This is a genomic window from Rhodococcus sp. BH4 (genome assembly GCF_002079265.1).
Taxonomy (GTDB): domain Bacteria; phylum Actinomycetota; class Actinomycetes; order Mycobacteriales; family Mycobacteriaceae; genus Rhodococcus_F; species Rhodococcus_F qingshengii.
Genome location: NZ_CP014941.1, coordinates 780,490 through 798,314, shown reverse-complemented (window position 1 = coordinate 798,314; position 17,825 = coordinate 780,490). Strand labels below are relative to the sequence as shown.

Here is a 17,825-nt window from a genome sequence, read left to right as displayed (position 1 = left end):
GGCGCGAAGGAATTTGTCGATGACCACAACATCCCGATCCCGCTCCAACGCGGTTGCTTCTGCAACGCTCGGGGACGACGATCTCAGCTCCAACGCGCAACGTGAACGCCGCAAGCGGATTCTCGACGCAACACTCGCCTTGGCGTCCAAGGGGGGCTACGAGGCTGTTCAGATGCGCGCCGTGGCCGAGCGTGCCGACGTCGCAGTCGGAACGCTCTATCGCTACTTCCCGTCCAAGGTTCACCTACTGGTGTCCGCCCTGGCACGCGAATTCGAGAAGATCGATTCCAAGGGCAAGATCCCGCCTGGAACCAGTCCGCTCGAGCGGATGCAGCTGATCCTCAGCCTCATCACCCGCGCGATGCAGCGCGATCCGCTCCTCACCGAAGCGATGACTCGCGCGTTCATGTTCGCCGACGCCTCCGCAGCGGCCGAGGTCGATCAGGTCGGCCAGTTGATGGACCGCCTCTTCGCACGAGCGATGACCGAAGAGGAGCCAACCGAAGAGCAGTTGGCGATCGCGCGCGTGATCTCCGATGTGTGGCTGTCCAATTTGGTGGCATGGCTCACGCGACGCTCTTCGGCTACCGATGTCGCCAATCGACTGGAATTGACGGTTGAACTGCTGCTCGGTGACGGAACTCGGAAACCCGAATAGACATCCTTTGTCGCATCTGTCATTTTTGCACTGATCGGCCGGAAACGTATCGAGCCAGGAGTCGCTGCATCACCTAGATTTGAAGAGGTGAGCGCACAAGATCTGTCCATCGAACTCCGCCGAGCGCTGTCAGGCGTGGCACGCACGCCGCGTCTGCTCGTAGCCTCCGACTACGACGGGACGATGGCACCCATCGTCGCCAACCCGGACAAGGCGTATCCCCGGGCGGAAACGGTGCGTGCGCTTCGCTCTCTCGCCAGCCTCGCGTCGACGACGGCTGCCGTGATCTCGGGCCGCGCCCTCAAGGATCTGGCTGCGCTGTCCCGACTTCCCGCCGAAGTGCAATTGGTCGGCAGCCACGGCTCCGAGTTCGACATCGGATTCGTTCACGCGGTCGACGCCGACGCCAGGAAACTGCTCGACGAGATCGTCACCGAGTTGGGCCGAATCGCCGCCGACACCCCTGGGGCAACGGTGGAGAAGAAGCCCGCCAGCGTTGCACTGCACGTACGCAACACCAGTGCCGACGACGCCGAGAAGGCGCTCATCGCCGTCCGCACCGAATCGGCACTCTGGCCAGGCGTTCAGGTCACCGAGGGCAAATCGGTGGTCGAGTTGGCTGTCATCGCCACCGACAAGGGGCACGCACTCGACTTGATTCGCCATCAGGACGGCGCAACCGCTGCCGTCTTCATCGGCGACGACGTGACCGACGAAAAGGCGTTCAGCAGGCTTCAGGGGCCGGACATCGGAATCAAGGTCGGCAGCGGGGACACCGTCGCCGACTATCGCGTCGACAGCACCGAGGACGTCGCTGCTGCTCTGGCGTTCCTGCTCGACGAGCGTCGTACGTGGCTTTCCGGCGCCGACGCTCCGCCCATCGAGCGGCTCTCGATGCTCGCCAGTCCGCGCACCGTCGCTTTGGTGACCCCGGATGCGACGCTGACCTGGTTGTGTCACCCGGAACCGGATTCAGCGGCCGTCTTCGCACACCTTCTCGGCGGAACCGGGGCCGGCCACTTCTCGGTCGGGCCTCGACGCACAGCCTTGCCGCTGAGCCAGAAGTACATCGACAGCACGATGACAGTTCAGACCCGCTGGGCGAGCCTGTCCGTCACCGACTACCTCCCCCACGACGTCCCACAGGGACGAACCGACCTGACCCGCATCATTTCCGGTCAGGCCGACGCGATCGTCTCGTTTGCACCCCGTCCCGAGTTCGGCCAGGGTCAGGTCACGCTCGAGGTCGTCGACGAGGGCATTCGGGTCCTCGGCACCAACGAGCCGTACGTGCTCCGCTCCCCCGGTGTGCTGTGGAACATCGCCACCGACGGAAACCAGCAGACCGCCCACGCCATCGTCGAGCCGTCCAAGGGTGACGTCGTCCTCGAATTGCGCTGCGGAACAGAAGAAATCGGCCCGTCCGACGTTCCGGAGCTCGAGCGTCGAGCGACCTCGGAGGCCTACTGGTCCGATTGGGCCAAGACGCTCGAACTCCCGAAGCTGAAGCCGGACTTGATGAAACGCTCTGCACTGACCTTGCGCGGGCTGGTCCACGCCGATTCCGGTTCCATCATGGCTGCCGCGACGACGTCCCTGCCGGAAGAGATCGGCGGAGTCCGCAACTGGGACTACCGCTATTGCTGGTTGCGCGACGCCGCCCTCACCGCAACAGCTCTCGTGAGCGTCGGATCCACCGACGAGGCCGAGAACTACCTGGACTGGGTCCACCGCGTGCTCGAAACACTGCCGGGACCCGAGCGCCTGCACCCCCTCTACACGCTCCACGGGACTTCGCTACCGCCAGAGGCCGTCATCGATTCACTCCCCGGATACGCCGGCTCCCGGCCGGTCCGCGTCGGAAACGCCGCGAATCAGCAGGTTCAACTGGACGTGTTCGGCCCGATCGTCGAGCTCATCGTCGAACTGGCGAATGCACGCGAAAAGGCCGGTGATCCCGATCCTTTGAGCGACCGCGACTGGGAACTGGTGTGCGCCATGGTCGAAGCAGTGCAGCGGCGCTGGTTCGAACCCGATCACGGCATCTGGGAAATTCGCGACAACCCGCGCCACCACGTCTATTCCAAGGTTATGGGCTGGGTCACCGTCGACCGCGCCGTCGATCTTGCGACCCGCTTTTCTCGCGAGGCCCTGCCCGAGTGGGTGGAACTGCGTGACCAGATCGCCGACGAAGTACGACACAAGGGCTGGAAGGACGACGTCCAGTCGTACACCGCAGCCTACGACGGTACCGATCTCGACGCGGCGACTCTGCACATCGGGCTGTCGGGGCTGATCGATCCGACGGATCCGCGCTTTGCAGCGACCGTCGTAGCCACCGAGGCCGAACTACGCAGCGGCTCAACGGTATACCGCTACCATCACGACGACGGCCTGCCCGGCATCGAAGGTGGATTCCATCTCTGTGCCGCCTGGCTCGTCGAGGCATACCTACTGATCGGGCAACGCCTGCAAGCAGAGGCACTGTTCGACCAGTTGGTCGCGGCAGCGGGTCCCACCGGACTGCTCGCGGAGGAGTACGACCCCATCGCGGAACGCTCACTGGGCAACCACCCCCAGGCGTACAGCCATCTGGGATTGCTGCGCTGCGCCCAACTCCTGGCGTGAGCGCTACCCCTTGATCCGACCTGATGTTCGCCCGGCCAGTAGTTCGGTGTCGAGCATCTCGACTATCGGAACGCCGGATCCGGACGGCGACATCAAGAGCGCACCGGCACGCCGGCCCTTCTCTTCCTGGGGCTGGCGCACCGTTGTGAGTGATTCACGCAGCGCCTCGTCAACGCCGTCGAATCCGGTGATCGACAGTTGGCCAGGTACATCTATGCCCTGCCAGCGCGCCCAGTCCAAGGCGCCGAGAGCCAGCACATCGGTGGTGCAGACCAGTGCGGTGATCTCGGGGTTGGTCGCGAGAGCTTCCGCCGCCGCCGAGTGCCCGGACTGCGATGTGTGGACGTACCGCTCGATCACGGTGAGTGAGAGTGGGTCCATGTCGGCCGCCACCATCGCGTCGCGCACTCCTTCGATCCGCTCACGCTGGACGTGGAAGTGTGGGGACTTGAGTCGTTCCTGGCTGACGACGCCGTCCATCCGGTCGCGCCCCAGCCTCATGCAGAGCACGCCGATGTCACGGTGTCCGAGACCGATGAGGTAGTCGGCGACCTTGCGCATGGCAGCGCGGTCGTCGATGCCCACGAGCGATGCACCGGGAATCTCGCGGGGCTGGTCGCAGACGACGATCGGAATGTGACGCTCGAGCACGGCGGCAAGATACGGGTCGTCGTCGGCCACGGAGTAGACGACAAAGCCGTCGACGCCCGCCTGCTGGACCACGGCTGCAGCATCCACCTCGTCGCGGCCGGGCCCGGCCGGGATGAGCAGCAAGCCCTGGCCGGCGTCCTCACATGATTCCGAGAGACCGGCAAGGAAGCTCATGGCGGCCGGGTCGCGGAACGAATAACTGAGTGCTTCGGTGAGCAGGAGACCGACGGCGCCGGCTTTGCGAGTTCGCAAGGAGCGGGCGACCGGATCAGGTCCGGGGTATCCGCGTCGCTTGGCCGCTTGGAGCACTCGATCCCGCAGCTCGACGGAGAGCTGATCGGGTCGGTTGTACGCGTTCGAGACTGTAGTTCTCGACACATTGAGCTCGGCGGCAAGCGACGCCAAAGTGGCTTGACGGCGTGGCTGACGGGACCGGGGCATAAACGGACGTTAGCCGTAGTGCCCGCAGACGGCGCGTTGGGGCTGAACCGAAGGTGAACTACCAGCGACTATGCGCTAATGTGTAACGGTAACGGTTTCCAATAGCATTTAGCCCAGCCTTTGTTCAGGAGAAAAGCACGTGCGTTCGTCGTCGAAATTCCGCACCGCCACCGCCCTCGCGGCCGTCTCGGTCGCCGCAGCATTCGCGCTCACCGCGTGCAGCTCAACCTCCTCGAAGGACGACGGCATCACCGTCGTCGCATCGACGAACGTGTGGGGCGACGTCGCGCAGGCCGTCGCCGGCGACAAGCTGACCGTGACGTCGATCATCAACGAGCCGTCCGCGGACCCGCACTCGTTCGAGGCGACTCCCGCCGATGCCGCCAAGATCACCGACGCATCGCTCGTCGTCTACAACGGTGGCGGCTACGACCAGTTCATCACCGACGTCCTCGACGCAGGCAAGGGCGAGCAGAAGACGGTCAACGCCTACAACCTGCTCGACGGCGGCATCCACGCCGGCGAAACCGCGGGCGAATCGCATGACGGTCACACCCACGGCGCAGTCAACGAACACGTCTGGTTCGACATCCCGACCGTCGACGCCGTCGCACATTCGGTGGCCGATCAGCTGAGCGCTCTCGATCCGGACAACGCGGCGACCTACGAGGACAACGCGAAGGCATACAGCCAGAAGCTCGCCGGCGTCACAGCGATCACCGATTCCATCGCCGCTGCCCACGCAGGCGCACCGGTGGCGCAGACCGAGCCGATCGCGCACTACCTCCTGGTCGCAGCTGAACTGAAGGACGCAACTCCCGAAGAGTTCACCAGTGCCATCGAAGACGGCAACGATCCTTCACCGGCCGCAATCGCCGCAACGCGCCAGCTCCTCTCGGAGAAGCAGGCCCGCGCACTGGTCTACAACATCCAGACACAGGACAAAGTGACCCAGGATATGCGCACCACCGCCGAAACCGCCGGAGTGCCCGTCGTCGAGGTTACGGAGACTCTCCCCGAGGGCCTGGACTACATTCAGTGGCAGACGCAGACCGCGGAGTCGCTCGCAAACGCCCTCTCTGCCCAGTAATTATTTGCCCCACCATTTCCGAGAAGAACCGATCGGCTTGTGACAGAAACTTCCGCGAATACTCCTGTGCCCCCTGGTAACACCGTGCCTTCTGGTAGCACCGCGCCTTCAGCGGCCTCCGTGCCCGCTGTGACGCTGAAGGACGCTCGATTGTCCTTCGGCGCCCGCACATTGTGGGACGGGCTCGATCTCGAGGTACAGCCAGGTGAGTTCATCGCCGTACTCGGGCCGAACGGGTCGGGCAAGACCTCGCTCCTGAAGATTCTGCTGGGCCAACTACAACTCAGCGGCGGTAGTGCACAGATCGTCGGCACGCCGGCACGGGCCGGGAACTCACACGTCGGGTACATCCCGCAGCAGAAATCGATCGACGACGGCCTCCCGCTCCGCGGCCGCGACCTGGTCGGCCTCGGCGTCGACGGTCACCAGTGGGGTACGGGCCTACTGCGTCGGGGTCGTCGCCGCAAGATCGTCGACGACGCCATCGCACAGGTCAGCGCCCAGTCGTTCGCCGACGCTCCCATCGGTTCCATGTCCGGCGGTGAGCAGCAGCGACTGCGGATCGCACAGGCTTTGGTCGGCGACCCGCGGATACTGTTGTGCGACGAGCCGCTGCTCAGCCTCGACCTCGCCAACCAGCACCTGGTCTCGACGCTGATCGACAAGCGGCGGCGCAGCCATGACACCGCGGTGCTGTTCGTGACGCACGAGATCAATCCGATCCTGCCGTTGGTGGATCGAGTGCTCTATCTGGTGGACGGTAAATTCCGGATCGGGACGCCGGCCGAAGTGATGACGTCCGAGGTTCTCTCGGATCTGTACAACACCGACGTCGAAGTGTTGCAGGTTCGTGGCCGCCTCGTCGTGATCGGCACCGGCGACGCCATCGACGCGCTCGGCAGCGCAGGCGGACTACGCCCGGGAGAAGGCGTTCACCATTCTGATGAGGATCACCACCAGTGAGTAACAAGTTCACCGACGCGATGTCGCGGATGTTCGACGTGTCCGCCACCGTCGACCTACTGCAGTACGACTTCGTCCAACAGGCGTTGATTGCCGGTGCCATCCTCGGATTATTGGCAGGCATCATCGGGCCGCTGATCGTGAGCCGTCAGATGTCGTTCTCGGTGCACGGAACGAGTGAGCTGTCACTGACGGGCGCATCCGCCGCACTTCTCGTCGGTGTGGGCGTCGGCTTCGGTGCCATCGTCGGATCCGTGGTCGCGGCAGTGCTGTTCGGACTGCTCGGAGCCAAAGCGCGCGACCGAGATTCGGTGATCGGCGTGATCATGGCTTTCGGCCTCGGCCTGTCGGTGTTGTTCCTCTGGGCGTACGACGGTCGCACGGGAACCAGCTTCTCGTTGTTGGTCGGACAGATCGTGGCGCCGGGAAACAGCGGTCTCGAACTTCTGCTGCTGTGCGCGGTCATCGTGATCGGCACACTCGGATTTATCTACCGCCCTTTGCTGTTCGCAAGCACCGACCCCGAAGTTGCTGCAGCTCGCGGTGTTCCGGTCCGGGCACTGTCGATCGTGTTCGCAGTGTTGGTCGGCATCACCGCAGCACTCGGCGTACAGATCGTCGGTGCTCTGCTGGTGATGTCGCTGCTGATCACCCCCGCAGCGGCCGCCGCGTACGTCACGGCAAGCCCACTCAAGGCCACGATCCTCTCCGTCGTGTTCGCCGAACTGGCAGCCGTCGGCGGCATCCTTCTCTCGCTGGCCCCCGGCGTTCCCGTCTCGAGTTTCGTCACCTCGGTCTCGTTCGTGATCTACCTGATATGCCGACTCTTCGGATCCGCACGCCGCAAGAATGCGGGACGGATTCCGGCGCACGCCTGAACACCGAGAGCCCATACCTACCTAGAATCGAGGTATGGGCTACAGCGTTGATCTGAACAGCGACCTCGGCGAGGGCTTCGGAGCCTGGACCCTGGGCGACGACGACGCCATGCTCGAACTTGTCACCAGCGCGAACATCGCCTGCGGATTCCATGCCGGCGACCCGACAACGCTGTTGGCGACTTGCGAATCCGCAGCCACCCGCGGCGTGCGGATCGGCGCGCAGGTGGGGTACCGAGACCTCGCCGGTTTCGGCCGACGCTTCATCGACGTCTCCCCGAAGGACCTCACCGCCGACGTCATTTATCAAATAGGGGCACTCGACGGTTTGGCTCGTGTCGCCGGATCGCGGGTCACGTACGTCAAACCCCACGGCGCGCTCTACAACGCAATAGTCCATCACCGACGGCAGGCGCGGGCCGTGGTCGCCGCCGTCGTTGCCTATGACAGTTCGCTACCTGTTCTCGGACTACCTGGTTCGGTGTTTCTGGAAGAGGCGCGCGAGGCCGGTCTCGACGTGGTCGCCGAGGCTTTTGCCGATCGTGCGTACACGGCGGAAGGCACCCTGGTCCCCCGCACCGAGTCGGGCGCCGTTCTGCACGACCCGACGCTTGTTGCAGAACGGGTTCGGCGAATGGTCGTCGACGGCGAGTTGGACGCAGTCGACGGGAGCACGTTGAAAGTCGCTGCCGCATCGGTGTGCGTGCACGGTGACAGTCCGGCAGCCGTCGACATGGCCGTGGCAATCCGCACTCTCCTCGAATCTTCCGACGTCGAGATCACGCCGTTCACATGATCGCGATCTTGCCCGCCGGTGAATCCGCAGTCCTCGTCGAGTACGACGAACTGCCGAGTGTGCTGGGCAACTTCAGGGCTCTCGACGCCAGTCGGATCCCCGGCGTGATCGACCTGATTCCCGCGGCGCGAACCATCTTGATCGAGTACGACAACACGATCACCGCGCACCAACTGGTGGAGAAATGGGTACGTGGGGCCGTACCGATCGAACTCACAGCTGACGAGAGTGGGCGGCCTGCCGTCGAGATTCCGGTCCGCTACGACGGCACCGATCTCGTAGAGGTGGGCAAGCTGACCGGCCTCGGGGTCGACGGTGTGATCGACGCTCACACGTCTGCGTCGTGGACCGTCGCGTTCATCGGTTTCGCCCCCGGCTTCGCGTATCTGACCAGCAACGAGAGAAAGCTCGAAGTTCCACGTCGATCGGACCCGCGCAGGCAGGTCCCGGCCGGTGCAGTCGGGTTGGCCGGACCGTTCTCGGGCGTCTACCCGCGTAGCTCCCCGGGCGGCTGGCAGTTGATCGGAACGACGGAACTGTCGGTGTGGGATGCCGAGCGCCGCCCGCCGGCGCTGCTTCTACCCGGCACCACAGTCACCTTTGTCCGTGCATGATTTGGTGCAAGCATGATTTTGGTGTCTTCACCGCGCTGTTGCGGGACAATGGATTCATGGCCTGGCTCGAGGTTGTGCGTACCGGCCCGCTCGCCACAGTTCAGGACCGCGGGCGGAGAGGCTACGGCGCCCTCGGGGTCGGAAGATCCGGCGCCGTCGACATGATCTCGCATGACAGCGCCAACAGACTCGTAGGCAACACTTTTCGAGCAGCAACCATCGAAGTCACCGCTGGGGGTTTCGCTATGCGGGCCGTCGGTTCGATGACGGTGGCAGCGACAGGCGCGCGGGTGCCGCTGGCCGTCGACGGACGGCCGGCACCTGACTACGCGAGCATCCATCTGGGTAGTGGCAGCATTCTCGAATTGGGTTACAGCACAACCGGGTTGAGAACGTATATCTCTGCACGCGGTGGCGTCGACGTCCCGCAGGTACTCGGAAGCAGATCCACCGACACGCTCTCCGGACTCGGGCCGCCGCCGCTCGCCGCCGGCGATCTAGTCCTCCTCGGGGCCGAGGAAGGGACGTGGCCCACCGAAGAGTTGATTCCACCGCCCGCACCTGCACTCGGCGCAGTTCCGATCGAGATCACGCTCGGCCCCCGAAATTCCTGGTTCACCGCCGCATCCGTTCACGCGCTCCTTCACACCACGTGGAAAGTCACCGAACACACCAACCGAGTCGGGGTCCGGCTACAGGGCCAAGGGCCTTTGCATCGCTCACGCACCGGGGAATTGCCGAGCGAAGGCGTCGTGACGGGATCCATCCAGGTGCCGCCAGGCGGCCAGCCCGTCGTGTTCCTCGCCGACCATCCCGTGACCGGCGGATACCCGGTCATCGCCGTCGTTTCCGACGCCGGGATTGCGTCGCTGGCACAGCTGCGGCCCGGCAGCACCATTACCTTCAAGGCCACTACTCGGCCGTCGTAGCGCTGATAGTCTCAGCCGCGCCAGCAATGCTGCCGGCGGCGCTCGGCCGTCGCCAGAACCTGAAGGACTGTCACACTATGAGCCCTAAGAGCAGCACACTTGCTCTCGGAATAGCGTCACTGATCACTGCTGCACTCGTCTTGTCCGGATGCAGCAGTTCGGAAAGCGGCGACGCCGTCTCCAGTGATACCAACACCAGTGAGACCACCGCTTCCGAAAGCTCTGCATCCTCACCGTCTGCCGCTGCCGCGAAGCCGACTTTACGGGACGGAACACCGTTCATCGGTGAGCGGACGACGATCGAAACCGGCGACGACCCCGAAGCGCCGAGCATCAGCGTCAGCCTCCCGCCGAGCTGGACTCACGGCGAGAACATCCCTGCCGGCGTTACGGACGCGTTGTCCAGCAACAGCCAGGAACCCAGCGGTTTCATGCCGAACACCACGGTGACGGTCGAAAACCAGGGCACCGCAACAAAAGACGAGGTTCTTGCCGCTGCGCGTGAAACGATCGCCACTCTCGACGGGTGGACCGAGGTGAAGTACACCGAGATCGACGTCGACGGACAGCAGGGTTTCCGCCTCTCCGGAACCTGGACCGCCCCAAACCTGGACGTTCCGCTCTACGCCGTCATGACGGTCGTCGCTTACCAAGCCGACGACAACTCGCCGGTCTACCTGGTCAGCTTTGCAAACCAGTTCACCGACACGACGAACATGCAGACCTCCAACCAGGTGGAAGAAATCAACACCTCGATCGAATTCGGCTGAGCACCTGATGGTTTGAATACCCGATCACCGAACAACCGCGGCGGGCCGAGACCACGACAGTCTCGGCCCGCCGTTTCACAACTCTCGCCTAGCTCGAACCGAACAGGCCGCTGAGGGAACCGAGGCCACCACTCAACGAGCCGAGCGATCCGATTCCGCCACCGGTTCCGGGGCCAGTGGGATCAACCGGATCAACGGGATCAACCGGGTCAACCGGATCGACCACATCCGCGGCGCGGACAGTGATGGACGGGCCCAAGTTGGCGAAATTCGCACTCGACTGGAATCCGTTGCCCATCACCGTGGCACCTACCGCCAATCCACTTCCGTACACGGTTCCCGGCGCACACGAAGCAGTAACCGTGTAGCTGGTCTTCATGGTCACCGGTTTGCTGCCGTTGTTGATCCAGCCGGCACTGGTCACCTCGAGCGTCGTGGCTGTCAGTTCCGGCGTTTCAGTGGTTTCGGTCATCGTCCCGCCAACGTGAAACTTCGTGACCTTCGCCGAGCCCGGGACAAAGGTCAAGCATGCGGCATGCGTCTCGGTGAACCTGCTGATATACCCGTCGATTCCGCTCTTCTTCGACACTGTCGTGTAGGTGATCGTGTCACCGATCTTCGGCGACGCATTGTCCACGGTGCGAGTAAATGTGTAGGCACCGGAAGTTGCTGTCTCGGCAGTCGCGACTCCCGCACCCAGCGCGCTTGCGCCCACAGCAAGAGCAATCACCCCCAAACCAGCTCCAACGGTGGACAGACTACGATTCCTGGATCCAAACTTTGCCACGAACAATCTCCACTCTGTGTGGTTCCAGGACAACCGAATTCATTGATTACTGGAACTTGTTGCAACCCGACTCTCGAAGTACGATACAGTCGACCTGGACATTCGCCCAGCTTTTCGTCGAAATAGTCGACAATCAGTTAACAGCAGGCAATCGACACCGAAAAAGTCCTCTCAATTCGGACTTTTCCGTAAATTCTGCCGAACTGATACATAGGCAAGCGTCCGATAGGTTTCAATGGTTACCGCGGCGCAACCTTCGAAGAGTCATCCCATCGCCGTCAGCGTGAACCCCTCGAACGGAGAATTTCATGTCACGTTTTTCAATGCGCAAAACACTTACCGGAATCGCAATCGCGGCACTTGCAACCAGCGGACTCGTGATGACCGCAGGCACCGCGAGCGCCGATGCCACCCACCCGTCCGCGGCAACGGTCAACTCCTCCAACGTCCGGATCACCAAGAGCATCGTGGGCGACGGCGAAGTTGCACCCGGCGGCAAAGTCACCGTGCGCACGGTCATTTCCACAACAGGCCACCCCGAGCGTTACGTCGACCAGTTCGTCGACCGCTACCCCGCCACGTTCAAGTACATCCAGGGCACGGCGACGGTCAACGCGTGGCACTTGATCGGCGGTCAGAAGACCGAATCCGTCACGCCTTCGGTTGACACTGCCGCCCGAACCGTGAATGTACCCAGCACCGGCTGGCTGATCTCACCCACCGGAAGCAAGACCGTGACGATCGAGGCGCAGTACCTCGTCGCCGACGATGCACCGATCGGCTCGTACCAGGAAATGTCGAGCTCGATCGGTATCTCGACGTTCAATACCGAACAGAACATCAGCGGCGTCTACGCCAAGATCCGCGCCAAGAACCCCGGCGAGGCGGCCGCATCGGGCTCGGCAGATCTGGGCTTCGGCTCTTCTGACGGCGAGGGCGGAACCGGTTCGGCCGGATCCTCCATCCTCGACAACCCGGCCGGCTTCATCTCCGACATCATCAGCGGTGTCCTGGCCAACGGCAGCTGATTCACTCGCTCCGCCTGCTCCACCTGTAAACACTCCGTCGGGGAATGTGTTCGAGGGTGGCATCGAGTCTTCGGACTCGGTGCCACCCTCGATCTTTTGTCGCGATCGCACTCCGTCGCGCCTGCATCAAAGAACCAAATAGGAAAGCATTACCTAAGTCATTCGCGGTATGATCCACCGATGAGTTCCACAGGATTTCCGTGCTGGGCTGTGCCGGCAGGCCGGTACGTTCCGCTCCCCTTCTCGATGACGACGTCCACCATCGGGCGTGATCAGAAGCGCGCGTGGCGTGAGATCCGCCATCCCGAACACGAACTCCTCTGGGGCGCTTCCGGCGAGATGAGCGCGTACATCGACGACGTTCGTTGGCAGATACCACCGACGGTCGGCATGTGGATTCCAGCTGGAACTCCACGGCGCATCACGCTCGGCGCATCCACCGAGGCTCGTTTCACCTATTTCCGGCCCGAGTCGTTCCCCCACCCGTGGACAAAACCCGCGATCATCGGCATCGACGACGTCGTCAAGACGATGCTCATCCATCTGCACCAGCGAAATATGCCTACCGAGGCTCGCTTGCGCGCCGAATCCGTAGTCTTCGACACGCTCGCGCCCATCGAGGCGGCTGATGTCGCAGTACCGATGCCCGCCGATCCCCGGGCCCTCGCCGTCGCACGCCGCCTGATCGCCGACCCCGCCGATCAACGCGGGCTTGCCGATTGGGCCTACGTGGTCGGCGGAAGCCCCCGCACCCTGAGCCGCGTGTTCTCTCAAGGCACGGGGATGTCCTTCACCGAGTGGCGAATTCAAGTTCGCGTCCGCGCTGCGATGTCCTATCTCGCTGCGGGCGTTCCTGTTTCGACGGTAAGCCGTCGCGTCGGATACGAAACCCCCAGCGCCTTCACCAGCGTGTTCCGCAAGGTCACCGGACGCACACCGAAGAACTACTACTCGGACGCGTGCGAGTTGTCAGCCTAACTGGTCAGAACCCGTTCATCTTCGAGACCAGTTCCGCGAAAGCATATTTGACGCTCAGCGACGTGGGTGAAGCCAAGGCCATGACTCGTGCCAGACCGAGCTGCTGAATCAGCCTGCCGTCCTTGACTGCCGGCAGGTCGGCAAACAACTTGTCCCCCATCAATCCGGGGAGCCCCTGCCCACTCGCGTCGTTGAGCACGATCACGTCCGCGTCCAGTTCGTTGTACTGTTCGCGCGATGCAGTCACCGACCCCTGGGTGTCGCCGCACAGCTCTGCGCTTCCGGCCGACTGCTTCAGTCCGAGCTGGGACATCAGGATGACTCGGCCGTCGTCAGCGCAGTAATTGGTGAGGCCGTCGATGTTTCCCGAGAGGAAGGTCAAGGTTTTCCCGTTCAGATTCGGGGATCCGGCAGCCAGGTCGGCTATGGAATCGTCAGTTTCCTCGATCAGCTCGGCAGCCCGCTTCGGTTGGCCGAGTACTGATCCGATGGTCGACAACTGTTCCTGCCACGTGGTCGCCCATGCGGTCTCCTTGAACGGAATGGTGGGTGCGATCTGGGAAAGACGTGCGTAGTCGTCTTCGGTGATTCCCGAGACCACTGCGATGATCACGTCCGGCTCCAACGCCAGGATCTGCTCGAACGGCACACCGGACGTGCTGTCGAGCAACGTGGGTTCGACATCGCCCAACAATTCTTCGTCCCACGGCAGGATGCCGTTCTCCAAGCCTGCCCCACTGAACGACTCCATGGCGACGGGTGTCTTGCCCAGTGCGAGGACCGAATCCTGGCTGTTCCAGCCGATCGTCACGATCCGCTGAGGTTCGGTCTCGATGGTGGTCGACCCGTACGCGTGATCAACGGTGACCGGCAGCGCGCCGGCCTCGGCCAACTGCGTCGTGCCCTCCGACGCTGTTAACTCGGTGCTGCTCTGGCAGCCTGCGAGCAGGGCAATCGCGGCCAACGCAGCCACTATTCGGGTAGTGCTCTTCATCTTCTGTCAGCTCTCTTCGCAAACGTACTTTGTTTCGACCAGCCAGGTATATCGAGACCCGATCCAAGTAATGGGGTGTCGATACTCCATCTGGCCGCTGCCGCGTAGCCCTTGGCATCTGCGAGCACTTTCCGCACTCGCACCGGCTCTACCGTAGAACTGCACAACGAGTGTTCAGATCTGGGCGAGGAGTTTCACGAGTGTCAGCGCTGCCCGAAACTCGTTCCGGTCCGATGGAGATGATCCGAGTCGGATCATTCTCCTCCGGACGCGGCCCGCGACTGGTTGCAGCCGTCACCGGGCAGGCGTCGTATCAGGTAGCTCAAGCCCTCATCCCGGTGCTGATCGGCACCGTCGTCGACCGGGCAATCGGAAAGTCCGACAGCACAGCACTTCTCGTGTGGCTTGCGGTGCTGTGTGCTCTGTTCGTGGGACTCGCTCTGTCGTGGCGCATCGCAGTTCGCCTGAACACGCAGGTCTTCGTCTACGGCGAACACGACCTACGACTGAATGCTGCCAGACGAATACTCGATGCCAGAGGGATGAAAGCTCAGCGTTCGACCGGTGAAGTTCTCACCATCTCTACCTCGGATGCCTCACACGTCTCGGGCTTCTCCTGGGTTGTCGCCGAACAGGGCTCGGCATTTGCGGGGCTCGCCGCGGCAGTGATTTCGCTTGCCTTCGTCTCGTGGCCGCTCGCACTGATCGTCGTACTCATCACCGCTGCGCAGCTCATATTCATCCACAAGATCAGCGGTCCGTTGGACGAGCGCGTGTATGCAGAGCAGAAGAAGGCAGCCGAGGCAGGCATGCTTGCAACGGATTTCACGCTGGGACTGCGGGTACTGAAGGGTTTCGGGGCTGAACCCACCGCCCTGTCGCGATACGTCAACGCGAGCCGGGAGTCGATGAAGGCAGCGATCCGGACGGTCAGAGCAATGTCCAGCCTGACCGCGCTCAATTCCGGGGTCTCCGCGTTGGTGCTGGCTTCGGTTGCGCTTGGAGCCGCGTGGATGGCGCATCAAGGCACGATCACCGTGGGCAACTTCGTCACCGTTGTCGGCTTGAGCAGAGTGATTGCCGGTCCGATGGAAACGCTGGGGTTCTTCGGTGCCGAACTCGCTGCCAAGCGAGGTTCCGCGCGCAGACTGTCCGAACTGTTGGCCGAGCCACACCTGATCGAATCGCTGGCCCCCACGGCCGCGACCGAACCTGCCAGAACTGAAGACGCCCTATTGATTTCGGCGGACAACGGAACCGTCGTCTCAGCTCGCCGCGGAGAAGTGGTGGGTGTGCGCGCTGACGATTCCGCCGACCGACTGGCACGACAACTCGCCTATCAGACCCCGCTCGCCCCCGACTCTTACTTCGTATTCGGCACCGATGCAACCGACCTCGGCCCGGACGGAGTTCGTGATCAGGTGTTCGTCTCCGCCCATGAAGGAACCGTGTTCACCGGCACCGTCTTCGACAATCTGGCTGCACCGAACGTCGACTCGTCGGCAATGACGTCATCTGCGCTCGACGACGTGTTGACGCATCTGCCCGACGGCCACCTCTCCGAGGTAGGCGAGCAAGGAAAGAAACTCTCCGGAGGTCAACGCCAACGCCTTCTCCTCGCCCGCGCTCTCCATCAACCCCAGCCGATCCTGGTCCTCCACGAACCCACCACTTCCGTGGACTCTGTCACCGAGCATCGGATTGCACACTCGCTGAGAAACTTCCCCGACAAGGCCATTCTGGTGATCACCTCGAGCCCGACCCTGCTCCATTCGTGTGACCGTGTCGTCACGATCGACCACGGCGTTCGGGAGGGAGAGTCGCTGTGACCGATACCCTTCCGGATGCATCTGCTGTTCCGGTTGTATCTGCCCTGCCGATCGCGTCGACCAAGCAGACCGTCCGCGCATTGATCGCACTGCTTCGGCCACGCAAGCGAGCGCTCGCACTCACGACCGTCGTACTTCTCTCTGCTACGGCCTGCGGCCTGTCCACCCCGGCACTGCTCGGACTCATGGTCGATGCGGTCACGGAGGGCAAACCGTTTGCCTCACTCCTGCGTATCACCGCGTTCATGCTCGGCGCAGCGGCAGCAGGGGTTGCGCTGACCTGGTGGAGCACACAGCTTCTGGCGAACGTCGCGCAGAACGTGCTGGCCGATCTTCGTGAGGACGTGTTCGCCGCCACCCTCGCGCAGCCGTCGTCACTGGTCGAGGATGCCGGAACCGGTGATCTGATTTCCCGGGTCTCGGGCGACGTCGAAGCGGTAAACACCGTCATCGCGCGAGTACTACCCGCCACCGTGTCTGCCCTGTTCATGATTTCACTGACGCTTGTCGGTGTGGGAGTGATCGATTGGCGCTTCACCGTGGCAATCGTTGCCGTTGCGCCGATTCACTATTTCGCTCTTCGTCATTTCCTCCGACGCTCCGGACCCGTCTACCGACGCTCTCGCGCTGCGCAGGCCAGGCGGGGACAACAGCTCATCGAAACTCTCGGAGGCGCAGGCACTGTCAGTGCCCTGCGGCGAACAGACGAGCACATCGACCGAATCGCCGAGACCTCCGAGCATGCCATCAGCTTCGACATGCAGGCAGTTCGCCTGCGCACCAACTTCTTCGCCCAACTCAACGGCGCCGAACTGCTCGGACTGGCCGCCGTCCTGAGCGTCGGCTACTGGCTCGTGACCACAGGCTCGGTGTCCATCGGGGCCGCTACCGCCGCCGCCCTCTACTTCCACAGTCTGTTCAGCCCCATCGCGGTATTTCTCTCGAACATCGACGAATTGCAGGATGCGGGTGCCAGCCTCGCTCGCCTGATCGGAGTCACCGCGATGCCCGGGCGGCCCACGAGCATTCCTGCCTCGGCTCGGTCCGAACCCATCGGCGTCGAGGTGGACCGGGTTTCCTACTCGTACGACAACTCCACCCCGGTGATCGATTCGATCTCGATCTCGATCGCACCGGGGGAACGAATCGCCGTCGTCGGAAGCAGCGGCGCCGGAAAGACCACGCTCGCCAAACTGATTGCCGGCATCATTCCCGTCGGGGACGGGCGAATCACCGTCGACGGCACACTGATTGACGACCTGAGTGATGCCGAACTTCGGCACGAAGTCGTCCTCGTCAGCCAGGAAGTTCACGTGTTCGTCGGGACGATCGCCGACGATCTCCGGTTGTGTGCACCAGATTCGGACGATGCGAAGATCGCCGAAGCCGTCGACACGATGAAAGCTCAATGGATTCATGAACTTCCGGACGGACTCGAGACCAGGGTCGGGGCCGGTGGGTACCAGTTGACGGCGGCGCAGGCACAGCACATAGCCCTCGTCCGACTGGCTCTGCTCGATCCTCCCGTCGTCATCCTCGACGAGGCGACTGCCGAAGCCGGAACCACCGCAGCCGGTCTACTCGATCAGGCAGCCGAGCTCGCAGTCACCGGCAGGACCGCCGTGGTGATCGCACACCGGCTGAGCCAAGCAGTCCGCGCCGATCGCATACTCGTCATGAGCGGTGGCCGCGTAGTCGAGAGCGGGACACATGACGAACTGATCGGCGCGGACGGTTCCTACGCTGCACTGTGGGAAGCCTGGTCGGTGCGGAGCTAGAACCCAGCCAGAC

16 protein-coding genes are annotated in these 17,825 nt (G+C 63.1%); 13 read left to right on the top strand and 3 right to left on the bottom strand.

Features of this window, described 5'->3' with window-relative positions; all coding sequences use genetic code 11:
* Positions 1 to 19: 19 nt before the first annotated feature.
* Both kstR and otsB read left to right on the top strand, forming a co-directional pair.
* Positions 20 to 658 carry a cholesterol catabolism transcriptional regulator KstR gene (gene kstR / locus A0W34_RS03760; RefSeq protein ID WP_003945752.1) on the top strand — a complete coding sequence of 213 codons (639 nt, stop codon included), beginning with the start codon at positions 20 to 22 and terminating at the stop codon, positions 656 to 658.
* An 87-nt stretch (positions 659 to 745) separates the two neighbouring features.
* Complete coding sequence (gene otsB, locus A0W34_RS03755; protein WP_081557334.1) at positions 746 to 3,286, top strand: trehalose-phosphatase; 2,541 nt, start codon at positions 746 to 748, stop codon at positions 3,284 to 3,286.
* 3 nt (positions 3,287 to 3,289) lie between these two features.
* On the opposite strand, the gene A0W34_RS03750 is transcribed toward otsB, so the two are convergent.
* The gene (locus tag A0W34_RS03750) at positions 3,290 to 4,378 is read right to left on the bottom strand and encodes a LacI family DNA-binding transcriptional regulator (RefSeq protein WP_003945452.1); all 1,089 of its coding nucleotides are present in this window, start codon (positions 4,376 to 4,378) and stop codon (positions 3,290 to 3,292) included.
* A 139-nt stretch (positions 4,379 to 4,517) separates the two neighbouring features.
* Here A0W34_RS03750 and A0W34_RS03745 point away from each other — a divergent pair, with 139 nt between their 5' ends.
* From A0W34_RS03745 to A0W34_RS03715, 7 genes are all read left to right on the top strand, one after another.
* The gene (locus A0W34_RS03745; RefSeq protein WP_042920537.1) at positions 4,518 to 5,468 is read left to right on the top strand and encodes a metal ABC transporter solute-binding protein, Zn/Mn family; all 951 of its coding nucleotides are present in this window, start codon (positions 4,518 to 4,520) and stop codon (positions 5,466 to 5,468) included.
* 84 nt (positions 5,469 to 5,552) lie between these two features.
* Entirely contained in the window at positions 5,553 to 6,431 is an 879-nt protein-coding gene (locus A0W34_RS03740; RefSeq protein ID WP_081558747.1) for a metal ABC transporter ATP-binding protein, read from the top strand.
* A complete protein-coding gene (locus tag A0W34_RS03735; protein WP_003945811.1) occupies positions 6,428 to 7,309 on the top strand; it encodes a metal ABC transporter permease in 882 nt (293 codons plus the stop codon). The genes A0W34_RS03740 and A0W34_RS03735 overlap by 4 nt, the downstream gene beginning before the upstream one ends.
* A 34-nt stretch (positions 7,310 to 7,343) precedes the next feature.
* Entirely contained in the window at positions 7,344 to 8,105 is a 762-nt protein-coding gene (locus tag A0W34_RS03730; protein WP_081557333.1) for a LamB/YcsF family protein, read from the top strand.
* Positions 8,102 to 8,719, top strand: coding sequence for a 5-oxoprolinase subunit PxpB (gene pxpB / locus A0W34_RS03725; protein WP_081557332.1), 618 nt, complete (start codon positions 8,102 to 8,104; stop codon positions 8,717 to 8,719). The genes A0W34_RS03730 and pxpB overlap by 4 nt, the downstream gene beginning before the upstream one ends.
* A gap of 56 nt (positions 8,720 to 8,775) precedes the next feature.
* Positions 8,776 to 9,648 (top strand): biotin-dependent carboxyltransferase family protein, encoded by an 873-nt coding sequence (locus tag A0W34_RS03720; RefSeq protein ID WP_007733989.1) that lies wholly within the window; start codon positions 8,776 to 8,778, stop codon positions 9,646 to 9,648.
* Positions 9,649 to 9,725: 77 nt separating this feature from the next.
* Positions 9,726 to 10,418, top strand: coding sequence for an LpqN/LpqT family lipoprotein (locus A0W34_RS03715; RefSeq protein WP_065352850.1), 693 nt, complete (start codon positions 9,726 to 9,728; stop codon positions 10,416 to 10,418).
* An 88-nt stretch (positions 10,419 to 10,506) separates the two neighbouring features.
* On the opposite strand, the gene A0W34_RS03710 is transcribed toward A0W34_RS03715, so the two are convergent.
* Positions 10,507 to 11,148 carry a hypothetical protein gene (locus A0W34_RS03710; protein ID WP_047269642.1) on the bottom strand — a complete coding sequence of 214 codons (642 nt, stop codon included), beginning with the start codon at positions 11,146 to 11,148 and terminating at the stop codon, positions 10,507 to 10,509.
* A 365-nt stretch (positions 11,149 to 11,513) separates the two neighbouring features.
* Here A0W34_RS03710 and A0W34_RS03705 point away from each other — a divergent pair, with 365 nt between their 5' ends.
* Together A0W34_RS03705 and A0W34_RS03700 are read left to right on the top strand one after the other, a co-directional pair.
* Complete coding sequence (locus tag A0W34_RS03705) at positions 11,514 to 12,233, top strand: hypothetical protein (protein ID WP_003945935.1); 720 nt, start codon at positions 11,514 to 11,516, stop codon at positions 12,231 to 12,233.
* 180 nt (positions 12,234 to 12,413) lie between these two features.
* Positions 12,414 to 13,211: a helix-turn-helix domain-containing protein gene (locus A0W34_RS03700; RefSeq protein ID WP_081557331.1), complete on the top strand. Its 798-nt coding sequence runs from the start codon at positions 12,414 to 12,416 to the stop codon at positions 13,209 to 13,211.
* Between the two features lie 4 nt (positions 13,212 to 13,215).
* On the opposite strand, the gene A0W34_RS03695 is transcribed toward A0W34_RS03700, so the two are convergent.
* Positions 13,216 to 14,205, bottom strand: coding sequence for an iron-siderophore ABC transporter substrate-binding protein (locus tag A0W34_RS03695; protein ID WP_232329976.1), 990 nt, complete (start codon positions 14,203 to 14,205; stop codon positions 13,216 to 13,218).
* A gap of 200 nt (positions 14,206 to 14,405) precedes the next feature.
* Between A0W34_RS03695 and A0W34_RS03690 the strand changes: the two genes are divergently transcribed.
* Both A0W34_RS03690 and A0W34_RS03685 read left to right on the top strand, forming a co-directional pair.
* Positions 14,406 to 16,034, top strand: a complete 1,629-nt coding sequence (locus A0W34_RS03690) for an ABC transporter transmembrane domain-containing protein (RefSeq protein ID WP_075832090.1) — start codon at positions 14,406 to 14,408, stop codon at positions 16,032 to 16,034.
* Complete coding sequence (locus tag A0W34_RS03685) at positions 16,031 to 17,812, top strand: ABC transporter ATP-binding protein (RefSeq protein WP_081557330.1); 1,782 nt, start codon at positions 16,031 to 16,033, stop codon at positions 17,810 to 17,812. Before A0W34_RS03690 ends, A0W34_RS03685 begins: the two co-directional genes overlap by 4 nt.
* Positions 17,813 to 17,825 lie beyond the last annotated feature (13 nt).

What these genes read in the sequence shown, in the direction of transcription:
- A0W34_RS03705 (WP_003945935.1), top strand. Translation starts at nt 11,514, where the DNA reads ATGTCACGTTTTTCAATGCGCAAAACACTTACCGGAATCGCAATCGCG.
- A0W34_RS03695 (WP_232329976.1), bottom strand. Translation starts at nt 14,205, where the DNA reads ATGAAGAGCACTACCCGAATAGTGGCTGCGTTGGCCGCGATTGCCCTG.
- kstR (WP_003945752.1), top strand. Translation starts at nt 20, where the DNA reads ATGACCACAACATCCCGATCCCGCTCCAACGCGGTTGCTTCTGCAACG.
- A0W34_RS03720 (WP_007733989.1), top strand. Translation starts at nt 8,776, where the DNA reads ATGGCCTGGCTCGAGGTTGTGCGTACCGGCCCGCTCGCCACAGTTCAG.
- A0W34_RS03700 (WP_081557331.1), top strand. Translation starts at nt 12,414, where the DNA reads ATGAGTTCCACAGGATTTCCGTGCTGGGCTGTGCCGGCAGGCCGGTAC.
- A0W34_RS03730 (WP_081557333.1), top strand. Translation starts at nt 7,344, where the DNA reads ATGGGCTACAGCGTTGATCTGAACAGCGACCTCGGCGAGGGCTTCGGA.
- pxpB (WP_081557332.1), top strand. Translation starts at nt 8,102, where the DNA reads ATGATCGCGATCTTGCCCGCCGGTGAATCCGCAGTCCTCGTCGAGTAC.
- A0W34_RS03750 (WP_003945452.1), bottom strand. Translation starts at nt 4,378, where the DNA reads ATGCCCCGGTCCCGTCAGCCACGCCGTCAAGCCACTTTGGCGTCGCTT.
- A0W34_RS03715 (WP_065352850.1), top strand. Translation starts at nt 9,726, where the DNA reads ATGAGCCCTAAGAGCAGCACACTTGCTCTCGGAATAGCGTCACTGATC.